The organism is Flavobacterium sp. (assembly GCF_043760115.1).
Classification (GTDB): domain Bacteria; phylum Bacteroidota; class Bacteroidia; order Flavobacteriales; family Flavobacteriaceae; genus Flavobacterium.
On the sequence record NZ_JAYUPK010000140.1, the window covers coordinates 23852 to 37420 of the forward strand.

Consider the following 13569-nt stretch of genomic DNA (forward strand, 5'->3'; position numbering starts at 1 on the left):
TTTCTTTATAAACATTCACGATACTTATTACGTAGTGACAAGAGAACTAGTGTTTTTATTTTTTATAATTTTATTCGGGCTTACATCAATAGTATATTTTATATTAGATTTTTTAAAGATTAATTTTTCATTAAAAAGTATTTGGTTTCATATTATAGGATTGATTTCAATTACAGCAATTATTTTTTATTTAAATTATTTATCAAGTGAGTTTGATAAAAAAGAAAAAACATTTGAAGATTATTTAAACGCAATTGATTATAATAAATACATTTTTATGTTAGTTTTAATTTTGTTTTCATTTCAATTTTTCTTTATTATAAATATAATTCCCCAATTAATTAGAAAAATAATTAACACTTTAAAAAATTAAATAATTCAATTTATTTTAATAATTTCATTCCAACTTTATTAATAATAAATGTTTTTAAACAATTGTAAATGGCAAAAAATCTTTAAATAAAATGTAAACATTTGATAATTAAAACATACCAAATTATCAAAAAATAATTTTTTAACAGGAAAAAACATTTTGTAAATTTTTTTTTATTAATTTTATGAAAAATTTAATTTGAAAAATTTATGAAAAATTTTATTAAAGTAACGGTACTGTTTTTTTTATTTTTTAGTCAAATAGGTTTTAGTCAATTAAGTAATTTTTCGTTAACAGTAACAAAAACCGATGAAACTTGTACAGGAAATGGGTCATTGACTTTTAATGTTGCAAATACAACTTCGGGATCAACTATTATATATTCTATATATTTATTTCCAAATTTAACTACGCCAATAACAACATTAACTACCAATTCTTTCACTGGATTAAGCTCAGGAAATTACAGAGTTGTTGCGTTACAATCTTTGGGTGGTTTAAGTAATTCGCAACAACAAGATATTCAAATTAATAATTTAATTGTTCCATTAGTTTATAATCTTGTAGGTCAATCTGTAAGTTGCCAAAGTAATGGTTCAATAACTGTAAACGTAACTCAAGGTACACCAGCAACTTATGAAATTATTTCTGGTCCAGTGATTATTGCACCACAAACATCAAATATATTTACAGGTTTAGGCGTTGGCAATTATAATGTGAGAGTTAATGATGCTTGTGGTGATGGAGTAGTTCAAACCTTTACAGTAAATGCAATTTCTACTATTCCTAATTTTTCATTATCTGCTTTGACAACACAATGTAATTTAATAGATTGTAATACAATGGCCGCAAGTTTTTCAATTAATGCTATTGGTACAAACATACTAAATTATCCATTGACAGTTGTTTTTACAATACTACCACCAAATACTGGCGCGCCTATCCTTTTTAATCAAACTATAACTTCTGGTAATGGATTTACAGAAATTGTAAATTTAAATTTACCTTATTTCAATAATCAACAATATTTTTATACAATTAAAGTTACAGATGGTTGTGGTAAAATAAAGAGTGTTTTAAATACTTCTATATTAAAAAGTCTGACTTTAATTTTAACAAAGCAACCACTTAATTCTTGTTTAAAACAAATAAATTTAAGTTTATGTAATTTTGTTGCACCATATACTGTAAATTTTATAAGTACACCATCAGGATTTAATCCTTTAAACTTTAATTCAGGTCATCCTGGTCCGTTTTCTAGTTCAACTTCATATACTTCTACTTCTTCTTTAGCTATTCCAGATGGTAATTATGTAATTAGCGTTACAGATGCTTGTGGAAGAACAGCTCAATCACAAATAAATGTTACAAAAAGCTTACCAGATTATGTTATAACGCCATCTGGAAATCCATGTAATCCTATTTATACAATTAAAATTCCTAATGCTGGACCAGCAGTTAATTCTGTAATTATTACTGCTGCACCAGCAATTTTAAATTATACATTTCCATACAATGTTTCTTCTACAATTATTAATGGTCAATTTGAAATGGTTTTAACTGCTCCAGGAAATTATACTTTTACTGGTACTAATATTTGTGGAGATGCATTTTCATTTGACGTAGTAATTCCTCCTGTAATAATACCAATTACAACTTCTAGTAGCTCTTCAGGATGTATTATTATAGATGGAACTATAAATATTGGAATCAATACTGTTGGAGTTTTTTTAACAAATGTTACGTTATTACAAGCTCCACCAAATTATGTTGGTACATTACCGCAAAATGTTTCTCAATTTATAATTCAGCCAGCAAATACTAATTTTACAATGCTAAATTTACCAATTGGTAATTATGTTTTTTCTGTAACTGATAGTTGTGGTAATATTACTAATCCTGTTAATGTTACCGTTTTACCTCCAATAAATTTACCTCAAATTAATATTAGTTTATTAAAAGGTTGTGATTCAAATTATTCCTCAATGAGATTATTTAGTTTAAATGGCAATTTTCAAGAAGTTATAATTACAGCTGCACCTTCAAGCTTTAATCAACCACTTCCATATAACGTGTCTTTTAATATTAGTACAGATGGATCATTTTATATGAATTCCTTCCCTCAAGGAAATTATACTTTTCATACAAATACTGTTTGTAATATTGAGAAAGACACTAACATTAGTGTAATAGGTTACGCAGTACTAAGTGATAATGTGACTGTTCAAGCAAATTGTGGTTCATTTAATTTGGATATGCAACACATAGTAAATGAAACATTTTCTCATAATTATTGGCTACAAAAATTAAATCCCATTACCAATCAATGGGGAAATCCATTTACTGGTGCAATTTATACTAGCGGAGCTCCAGCGGCAATAAATTCTTATCTATTACAAAATAATGCTATTAATTATAATATTGCTGTAACTGGTACTTTTAGAATAATTAAACAACATTATGTATATGGAAATGGTAATCCAAATTTTTCTTTATGTTTTGATGTAATTAAAACATTTGATTTTAATGGCGATTTAAAAATAATTTCTGCAAATACTTTTCCATGTAGTAATGGAGTTAATGAAGTTATAGTTACCGCAGAAGGAGTAGCTCCATTAACTTTCAAAATTACAAGTAAAAATGGGGTTTCTTTTGTAATAAATAATGGAACGTCTAATATTTTTTCTGGATTAGCACCAGCAATTTACAACTTTCAAGTTATAGATCTTTGCGGAAATATCGTAAACAGAATATTTGATATTAATTTACTTCCAGAACCAACCATAACACCTATTAATTTATGCGATGGACAAAGTGGCGAATTATCTGTTCAAGCAATTTCATATTTAAATTATCAGTGGTGGAAAGGAACTGATACTGGAACAATTTTAAGTACCACAAATGTTTTAACCTTTAATCCTTTTTCTACAGCAACAACACCAGGAACATATTACGTTAGATTATATTCTACTAATCCACTTTCTTGTGCTAATAAAATAATTTCTTATGTTGTTCCGTTTGTTAGCAACCCAAATGCTGGACAAAATAGAACCATTTCAATATGTGACTCAGCAAATCCAATAGATCTATTTTCTGTACTGTTAGCGCCATTTGACACAGGAGGAATTTGGACAGAAAACACAAGTAGCGGAGCTTTGAATGGTAATGTTTGGTCTCCATTAGGAATAAATTTTGGAACTTATATTTTTAAATATACGGTTGCAGGTTTTTGTGGAGCTACTGATGAGGCAATTATTACATTAAATTTTAATCAAGGTCCAACTATTCCTATTATTACAAGTTTGCCTCAAGTTTGTGATGGTAATGTTATAAATTTAAATATTACAGCTATTCCAAATGCAACTTATCAATGGACTGGACCAAATAGTTTTACTTCTACAAATCAAAATATAACAATTAATAATGCTACAAATGAAAATAGTGGCTTGTATACTGTAAGAGCAGTGTTAAATGGTTGTGAAACAACTTCTAGTTATAATGTAAATGTTAATCAAACTCCAAACTTTACTCTGGAATCAGGATGTTTAAATTCAGTCTACACTATAAAAGTTGTACCAACTAATAATTCTTTTGATCCAAATGATGTTTCTTATAATTGGACTGGACCAAATGGTTATACAAGTTCTTTAAATCCAATAATTTTATCTGGTTTGCCATCTGGAATTTATGAAGTTACTGTTGTAAATACTGATAATTGTTCAAGAAAAGAAAATATAAATGTTCTTAGTACTTTATGTGAAATACCAAATGTTATAACTCCTAATGGTGATCCAAATAACGAAAATTTTGATCTTTCAAGTTTAGATGTTCTTAATCTTCAAATTTTTAGTCGTTGGGGAAGATTGGTTTATGAAAAAGATAACTACATAAATGAATGGAATGGGCAAAATATGAATAATGAAAAACTTCCAGATGGAACCTATTTTTATTTTATAAATTTAGCTTCTGGCAAAGAATTAAAAGGTTGGATATTGGTTGCTTTTAACTCTAATTAGTAGATAAAAGTTAATTTTTATTTATAAATTAATATAAAAATTTATAAATAGGCAGTTTATAAATACATTTGTACATTAAATTAAAAAAGCGGTTGTTGTTTCATCGCATTTAACTATGAATAAAAATTATTACGCAATTATAATGGCTGGTGGCGTTGGTTCACGTTTTTGGCCAGTAAGCACAGAAGATTTTCCAAAGCAATTTCACGATATGTTAGGTTCTGGATCAACATTAATTCAGAAAACATTTTCTAGATTATCTAATTTAGTTCCACCAGAAAACATTTTGGTTTTAACTAATGAACGATATAATGATTTGGTTTTGCAACAACTACCTTTAATTAAGCAAGAGCAAGTTTTATTAGAACCAGCAATGCGAAATACTGCACCATGTATTTTATATGCTTCTTTAAAAATAAAAAAACAAAATCCAAATGCTGTTATGGTTGTTGCGCCAAGCGATCATTGGATAGAAGATGAAAATGCTTTTGCAGAAAATCTTAAAATTTGTTTTGATTATTGTGCTACAGAAGATGCTTTAATGACTTTAGGAATTCAACCAACATTTCCAAATACTGGTTTTGGATATATAGAATATGATAAATTAGATACTAATGCTATTAAAAAAGTAAATCAGTTTAGAGAAAAGCCAAATTATGAAACTGCCAAACAATTTCTTGATAGTGGTAATTTTCTTTGGAATGGTGGAATTTTCATTTGGAGTGTAAAAACAATTACCAATTCTTTTGAGAAATTTCAACCACAAATGAATGCTCTTTTTATTAAAGGTTATGAAAGTTATAATACTAACTTAGAAAAACAATTTATAAAAGACAATTATGCATTGGCAGAAAACATATCTATAGATTATGCAGTTATGGAAAATGCTAAAAATGTATTTGTTTTACCAGCAACTTTTGACTGGAACGATCTTGGAACTTGGGGTTCTTTACACGAAAAATTAGATAAAGATAATAACAATAATACTGTTGTAAATGCAACTGTAATTTTAGAAAATGCATCTAATAATATTATTCGTTCAGAAGCCAAAAAACTTGTAATTATTGATGGTTTAGACGATTATATAATTGTTGATAACGAAAATGTATTATTAATTTATCCAAAAAGTAAAGAACAAGATATTAAAAGAATTACTGGTTTAGCAAAAGATATATAAACTAAAGCTCTTCTTTATTTTGTGCTTTTCTAATCTTTTTAAATAAATTAGAAGAGTATACAAAATCTACAATAGCTTCATTATCAGTTTTAAAAATCTCTTTTTTGCTTCCTTCCCAAGCCAAAACACCTTCTTTTAAAAAAATAATTTTTTCGCCAATTTCCATTACAGAGTTCATATCGTGCGTATTAACTACAGTTGTAATGTTGTATTCTTCTGTAATTTCTTGAATTAAATTGTCAATAACAGTAGCGGTTTTTGGGTCTAAACCTGAGTTAGGTTCATCACAAAATAAATACTTAGGATTGTTTACAATGGCTCTTGCAATAGCAACACGTTTTTGCATTCCACCAGAAATTTCACTTGGTTTTTTATGATTAGCATTAATAAGTTTTACTCTATCAATAACAAAATTTACTCTTTCTTTAATTTCTGCTGCACTTTTATGAGTAAACATTTTTAAAGGAAAACCAATATTTTCTTCAACAGTCATACTATCAAATAATGCACTTCCTTGAAAAACCATTCCAATTTCTGTTCTCAGTTCGCGTTTATCATCATCAGATAATTCAGTGTAAATTCTTCCGTCAAATGCAATGGTACCAACATCTGGTGTAAAAATTCCCAATAAACTTTTTAGCAATACTGTTTTTCCAGAACCACTTTGACCAATAATTAAATTGGTTTTTCCTGTTTCAAATAGGGTAGAAACTCCTTTTAAAACTTTAGAATCTCCAAACGATTTTTCTATGTTTTTAACTTCTATCATTTGCTTAAAAGTAATTGCGTTAAAATATAATTTACTAGAATTATCATTACACTTGTCCATACAAAGGCAACCGTACTAGCTTTTCCAACCTCAAGTGCGCCACCTTTCATATAATAACCGTGAAACGATGGAATTGTAGATAATAATAAAGCAAATAGTATAGTTTTTATAAAAGCATAAGTAATATGAAACGGAATAAAATCAGTTTGTAAACCCTGAATAAATTCGTCTGCCGATGTAAAACCACCATAAACTCCTGCCATCCAACCACCAAGAATTCCTAAAAACATACTAATTCCAATAACAAACGGATACAATAACGAAGCAATAATTTTAGGAAAAACCAAATAGTTTAATGAATTTACACCCATAACTTCTAGCGCATCAATTTGTTCTGTAACTCGCATTGTACCAATACTTGAAGTTATAAAAGAACCCATTTTACCAGCCATAATTATCGAAATAAAAGTAGGAGCAAACTCTAAAATTACCGATTGTCTAGTAGCATAACCAATTAAGTATTTGGGAATTAAAGGATTAGTAAGATTTAAAGCCGTTTGAATAGCCACAACGCCACCAACGAAAAACGATATAAAAGCAACTATTCCTAGTGAATCAATAATTAAATCATCAATTTCTTTAAAAATTAAGCCACGCATAACACTCCATTTTGTGGGTTTGTTAAAAACTTCTTTCAGCATTAAGAAATACCTACCAATTTGCGATAAATAGCGAACTAACATCATAGTTTTAAAATGTCTTCAAAAATAGTGAGAAGTTATGAGTTATGCATACTTTATTTTATTTTTATAAATTCAAATTTCATTTTGTATATTTGTTATTATTATAAATTTATGCCTGAAATATTTAGATTTTTTGGAATTCGTTTTTTCTATTTTAGCAATGATCATTTGCCAATTCATGTTCATATTAAAAATGCTGATGGAACTGCGAAGTTTAATGTTAATCCGGTTGAATTATTAGAAAATAAAGGAATTAAGAAAAAAGATTTATTGTTAGCAGAAAGCATAATTGAAGAAAATAAAGAATTAATTATTAATCATTGGAATGATTTTTATAATTCATAAAAGCATGGAAGCAAAAAAAATTTGGTTTGATAAGGAAAATATTTTTGTAGAAACTACAAATAATAAAATTGGTAAAATGCCTTTAAAGTGGTTTCCAAAATTATTGAACGCAGAGAATTCAGAATTGCTAAATTTTGAATTGTGGTCTGATAATTCTTGGATACATTGGGAAAATTTAGGTGAGGATTTATCTGTAGAAGGATTTTTTAGTTTTAAAAAAGAGTTAAATAACAACTAAAAAATCTTTTCCTTCATTTTCTTTAAACGATAATTTCTAATAAACTTAGCTTGTTCATTGGTAACCAAAAGTGGTTTTTTGTCCAATTTTGCTTTCCAAAAACCTTTCATATAATCTATAAAAAGATATGGTTTTTTCTTTAACATTGCTAGCTTAGCAGCAGCGATTGATGTTATAAAAAAACCGTAACCTAAGGTGTAAAATGCTTCTCCTTGTTTGTAACGAGCCGTTTTATTGTAGTTTGCACCAGTTGGTTTTAAATGTTTTACTTTTAAAGTTGCATCAGTAATTACTTTCCAATTATAGAATTTGCACAATAATTCGTCAACTGTATCCCAACCCATTGCAGGTTTTAATCCGCCAATTTGTTTAAAACATTCTTTTCTATATGCTTTAAATGCGCCACGAATATGATCTTTATCTGTAAGATTTTCTAAAATAAATGTGCCGTTTTTTTCTATGTAGGCAAATCCGCCAGCCATTCCAATTGTAGTATCACTTTGAAAATGATTTATAATAGTTTCAAAATAATTTAATGGAAAAATTAAATCCGCATCTGCTTTTACAATAAAATCATAGTTTTCATCTACCGATTCTAAACCAGTTTGAAATGCCTGAATTACTTTGCTTCCAGGAAGATGAAGTAACGCTGAGGTTTTTTCTATTAAATCTATGTAAGGATATTTAGTAATAAAATCTAAAACAATATTTGAAGTTGAATCGCTAGAATTATCATTTACAACAACAATTTTAGCAGGCAAAACAGTTTGATTAACTAAAGAATCTAAAGTTAATGCTATAAATTTTTCTTCGTTGTGCGCAGGAATTATTATGTAGTAGTTCATAATTTTAAATTGAAAACAAAAATACAATTTAGTTTTTAGATTCTTAAAAATAAAAAAGTAGTTTAAATTGCTCTAAACTACTTTTTCTAACTAACTATTTTTAAAATTTAGTTTTTATCTAAAATAATCATTTGTCTTTCTAAATAATTATCTGGATAAAGTACTTCTAGTATATAATAGTTGTCTGCTAGGTTAATATCTGCAACTTTAAAGCTAAAGGTTTCCTCGTCATCTCTTAACACAAATTCTCCTGCATATTTTTGAACTCCATTTAAATCATACATTTTTACAATATAATTTTCACCATAAATTTCTCTATAATTTATTAGCGGTTTCATATCTTTTTGATCGCATGGAATATGATTTGGAGTTAAATTTATTGTTGTTTCTGTAGTTGTAATTGGATTTGGACTAACAATCATTCTAAAATTTGATGTTATTACCATATCATCTCTACAAGGATTACTTGCTGGCGAACCTACTGTTACATATTTTGTAGAAACTTCTATTTCTCCACATTCGTTAACTAAAGTTATAGATAAAGCATAATTGCCAGAACATCTACCCCAATTTATAGAGGCATTTGGTGTAGTTGAATACCAAGTTGCAACAGGTTGACCTGTTGTAATTGCCATTGCTGATAAAGAGTTATTTATACCATTGCTTATAGAATTAAATCTAGCTAAATATGGATTTGAAACTCCATTGCAATTAAAACCTGTTCCAATATCATCACTATCTAATGCAATAGTCCATTTATAAGATGTTGCAGTTGTACTTACAGGAAAACTAACAGCATGACTAGCAGAATATCCTCTTGGAACCCAAGAATATGTGCCGCTAATAGGAATAAAGCCGTTGTAGCTTGGTACGCCAACATGAACAATTGTTTCATAACGTTGACCATTTTGAAAAGTTGCTATAATTTTTGCATCGTTTGGAACATTACTTGTACCTTTTACAGTAACTGAATAGGCTGTAAAAGAAACAATTTGTAAATTTCCTTCCACTGACCAACCATTTACAGCTACACCAACATCATTATTATACATTAAAGAACTTGGCACTTTACATACTTCATTAAAAGTATACGTTTTATTTTCATTTTCGCATATAGTTTTAGCACCAACTAGCAGACCTTCTTGTATAGGAAAATGTGGTGCTTGTGGTTTACCAGCAAGTTCTTTTAATAGCCAATCTATTCCTTCTTTTGTAAAAGTTGTGTGCTCAGTATTAGTATCTGAACCCCAATAACTATCAAATGGCGTTTGTTTGTTAGACGAACAAGTCAAATTTGTATTTAAAGGATTGCTCCAGTTTTGCCATGGATTTAAATGCCCTAGTGATGAAAATGCTGCAATGAATGAATTACTTGCAACATAGTCAGTTGTTTCACTTCTAAAACCACCTGAACTAGCACCATCTTCAATTGAATTTTTTAAAGTTTCTCCAAATTTAAAAAATCCGCCTGGCACAATGTCTAAACTTCCTCTTATATCATTATTTGTTACATTTAATGAATATCTTGGATGTGGTAAACAAGGATTACAACCGCCAAATAAGTGTAATGAAAATCTAGTAGTTTGTCCGTCACCTTGAAAAACTTGACCTGTGTTACCATAACCAGCCATAAAACTATCATGAAAACGAGCCAAGGTAATAGTAGAACTTTGAAATGGAAATAAACCTCTAATATATACTCTTGAATATAGAAAAGATTGTCCTTCGGTACCATGTTTAACTCCAGTTAATGAACCATTAATCATTGCTATTTTTCTGAATGTTGTTGTAGTTACAGGATAACCATTAGAACCAGAAACTCCATTAGAATTAAGATTATTATAATATGTTGAGAAATAAGGAGAATTGGCTAAATTATGTGTTGGTGATGTTCTTGCATATTCGAAATTGGTAATACTTTGTTGCTGACCAGCAACAGAATTTAAATCAGCATAACTCTTTTGTGCTTCTTCTTTATTTAAAGGATCGGCTGTGAACCATATATTTGCTTGTGCTCCAACAGGAATACTTGCGCCAAGATGAGGACTATCAACACTTACCCATAAACGAGCATTATGTTGCCAAGTAGTATTGCCAGTTTCTGCAAATTTCTTTTCCATGTAAGCAAGTGCGTATCGAGTTATTTGACCTCCCATACTTGGTCCAATTAAAACCAATCCTTGAGTGCTACCAGCCACAACTTGTTGTGGTTTAACATAATTTTTTATAAATGAAACCAATGCTAGTGCATTACGCTCTATATAATCAGCACCACCATCAATATCATTTTTAGCGTTACCTGCCGTATCCACACTACTATAAGTTGGTTGGTTGATAATTATTACATCGTAGCCTAAGGTTCTTAATTGGGACATGAAATTTATTTTCTGTGTTGGAGATATATCATACAACATTGAATCTTCAATAGAAACGTGTTTAATTGGGTTAAAAGCAAAATTATAGAGAGGTGTATTTATTGTTTGTCCATTTATTATTTGAGGAGTATAAGTTACCGAAAGTAAATTTCTATTGGCTAAAACACATACTGGATCATTTTCACAATCGCAATCTTGTACTTTTCTTTTATCTTTTGGGTCAAAACCATCAACAATAATTATTGGTTTTATCATTTTTTTAGCAGTATTATTATCACTATAAAAAACAGTGTATTCAATTTTACCATAAGTTGCAGTCGTTTCTCCATAACTAGGAAAAGGTATCGAAGCAGCAATTTCGGTAGGTGTAGATGGATAAACACCTCTTAATCGGTAAGATTGGGCACACAAATCAGCGGTATTACTTGCACCGCCAGAAAACGATGTTGAAACTGCTGGTGGTAAAGTAACATTAACTGTTGCAAATGTAGTTATAGTTGTATTGTCGGTAAATGTGGTTAAAAAAGTAATGGTTTTAAATCCCGATGATGTGTAATTAATGGATGCTGTAGGAACAACTATCGAACTGTTATTAATAATTGTAATAGCATTATTAGATTGATCATTGAATGTAGCAACTAAAGATTTAATGTTAGTTGTTGCATTATTAAAAATTAGTGAAGTTTTAAAATTAAAATTTATTGAATTGCCAATAACAATATCTTTTAATGGTGCAATTATTAGTGCCTTTTTACCAATAAAAGTAGATTTACCTGCAACTATTGCAAATTGAGTACCATTATAGGTTACTCCTGTAAGATTAGCATTATCTTCATTAAAATTAAGTCGATGAAATAAAGTATTAATTATACCAATATCTACACTATTTATAGCAGTAGTATTTACAATTAAAGCATTAAGTGCTGTGGTACTAATAAATCGAGTTTGGTCTGATGCTTTGTAAAGTTCACTTAATGCTTGTCTAAAATGGTTATTATCGGAAACATTTTTATCAATTGTATTGAAGTTGGTAATATTTGAATAATCGACTACTTTGTCAAGCAGTACACCAGATGTAATTTGAGCATTATTTAAGTTAGAAAGCATTATTGACCAATTTGGAATTTCCACTGTAGCATCTGTAGTACTATTGTTTTGAGCAAATAATAATGTACTATAGATAAATATTAGTAAGGTAAAGATTTTTTTCATATTTTAAATTTTAAAAATTATTTTTAATGGTTTAATAAATAATGATATTGAATATATTTAAGGAAAGATTGTATTGTGTAAACCTGGACCAATATCAAATCTTCCATCTGTGATAATTATAAAATTATTTGGATTATCATAACGAACAAATTTTCCTTTAAAATTTCCAGATGTTATAAAATTAATTGTATCATTTCTAGTAACATTTATTTCTCCTTGATCTTCAATAGAACCATAATATGCATAATTATTTATAGCACTATCCCAAATTTTAAAGTATATATTTGAGAATGAAACACTATCTATACCATTTTGAAAATTACTCTGTTTCAATACGTATTGTTGCACACCTAATGTTTTTAAATTTTGTATATGAATAAACATTTGAAATCCAACGGCACTTTTACCATCTTTTACTTCTAATTCATCCCAATCTGTACTGCCAGGTGAAGCCCAAAATACCATTCCTTTTCCAGAAGGTCCTACATTAAAACCAGTTGGGTCTCTTGGAACATAAACTTTGCCATTAATGGTTACGCCAAAAGTATTTGCGCCAGTTTGGGTTTCTGGTGGTAGAAGCGAGATGGAATTACCAGAGCTGTCTTTAGAGCAAGATGTTAAAATTAAAAGCAATAATAATATTGAGGTTTTCATAATAAATAATTTTATTGTTAAATGTAATCTAATAAATTTATAATAATGTTAAAACATTATTATTTAAACCTATTTTGATTTATGAAGGCATAATCTTATACATTGTGAGTAATACTCCAGAGTTAATTTGAGCATTAGGTAAATTTGCTAGCACAACATGCAAATTTGGGACTTTCTCAATAGCACTAATAGAACTTGTGTTTTGTGCAAATAATGCTGTGCCAGATAAACATGCTAAAAGAGTAACGAATTTTTTTCATACTTTTGTTTTGAATTTAAGGGTTAATATTTATTTATTGATCTAATATTGGGGTTACTATTGACGTAGTAACCCTTTTTTATGGAAAAGGTGTGTTTAAAATAGTGTCCCAATCTATATCAAATCTACCATCTGTAATTGTAATAATATCGTCACTTGTGCCGTATCTTAAAAATTTACCACTAAAATTTCCAGATACAATTCTATTGATTGAATCAAAGCGTGTTATATTAAGCACTCCTTGGTCTTGAACCGAACCATAATAAGTAAATTCTTGTAAATCATCTCTATAAATTCTAAAAAAAATATTAGTATTAGGATAACTATCTAACCGTTCTTGAAAATTACTTAGATTTAATATATATTTTCCTTGTCCTAATGTTTGAATATCTTGCATATGAATATTAATCTTAAAACCATTAATAGATTTGACTTCTAATTCTAAATACGAAACTTCATCAGGTGAACCCCAAAGAACTACACCTTTATTTACTAATGAATATAGGTCAAATGTTTCAGGATCTTTGGGTAAATAAACTTTACCATTTACAGTAACTCCAAAT

The 13569-nt window shown here is 28.6% G+C and carries 9 protein-coding genes and 1 pseudogene; 4 read left to right on the top strand and 6 right to left on the bottom strand.

Going from position 1 to position 13569, the window contains the following annotated elements; all coding sequences use genetic code 11:
• The first annotated feature begins 582 nt into the window (after nt 1-582).
• On the top strand, nt 583-4389 hold the full coding sequence (locus ACH2BC_RS11840) for a gliding motility-associated C-terminal domain-containing protein (protein WP_395054212.1): 3807 nt from the start codon (nt 583-585) through the stop codon (nt 4387-4389).
• Between the two features lie 115 nt (nt 4390-4504).
• Nucleotides 4505-5566, top strand: coding sequence for a mannose-1-phosphate guanylyltransferase (locus ACH2BC_RS11845; protein WP_395054213.1), 1062 nt, complete (start codon nt 4505-4507; stop codon nt 5564-5566).
• A 1-nt stretch (nt 5567) separates the two neighbouring features.
• Here the strand turns inward: ACH2BC_RS11845 and ACH2BC_RS11850 are convergent, their stop codons facing one another.
• Nucleotides 5568-6335, bottom strand: coding sequence for an ABC transporter ATP-binding protein (locus ACH2BC_RS11850; protein WP_395054214.1), 768 nt, complete (start codon nt 6333-6335; stop codon nt 5568-5570).
• Nucleotides 6332-7081: an MlaE family ABC transporter permease gene (locus tag ACH2BC_RS11855; protein ID WP_395054215.1), complete on the bottom strand. Its 750-nt coding sequence runs from the start codon at nt 7079-7081 to the stop codon at nt 6332-6334. Before ACH2BC_RS11855 ends, ACH2BC_RS11850 begins: the two co-directional genes overlap by 4 nt.
• A gap of 108 nt (nt 7082-7189) precedes the next feature.
• Here ACH2BC_RS11855 and ACH2BC_RS11860 point away from each other — a divergent pair, with 108 nt between their 5' ends.
• Entirely contained in the window at nt 7190-7423 is a 234-nt protein-coding gene (locus ACH2BC_RS11860; RefSeq protein WP_395054216.1) for a DUF4160 domain-containing protein, read from the top strand.
• 4 nt (nt 7424-7427) lie between these two features.
• Entirely contained in the window at nt 7428-7661 is a 234-nt protein-coding gene (locus ACH2BC_RS11865; protein WP_395054217.1) for a DUF2442 domain-containing protein, read from the top strand.
• Here ACH2BC_RS11865 and ACH2BC_RS11870 read toward each other — a convergent pair.
• The 4 genes and pseudogenes from ACH2BC_RS11870 to ACH2BC_RS11885 all read right to left on the bottom strand — a co-directional run.
• Complete coding sequence (locus ACH2BC_RS11870; RefSeq protein ID WP_395054218.1) at nt 7658-8506, bottom strand: glycosyltransferase family 2 protein; 849 nt, start codon at nt 8504-8506, stop codon at nt 7658-7660. The genes ACH2BC_RS11865 and ACH2BC_RS11870 overlap by 4 nt on opposite strands.
• A gap of 107 nt (nt 8507-8613) precedes the next feature.
• Nucleotides 8614-12093, bottom strand: coding sequence for a hypothetical protein (locus tag ACH2BC_RS11875; RefSeq protein WP_395054219.1), 3480 nt, complete (start codon nt 12091-12093; stop codon nt 8614-8616).
• Nucleotides 12094-12150: 57 nt separating this feature from the next.
• Entirely contained in the window at nt 12151-12747 is a 597-nt protein-coding gene (locus tag ACH2BC_RS11880) for a hypothetical protein (protein WP_395054220.1), read from the bottom strand.
• Nucleotides 12748-13085: 338 nt separating this feature from the next.
• Nucleotides 13086-13569: pseudogene (locus ACH2BC_RS11885) on the bottom strand (hypothetical protein); the annotation flags it as partial.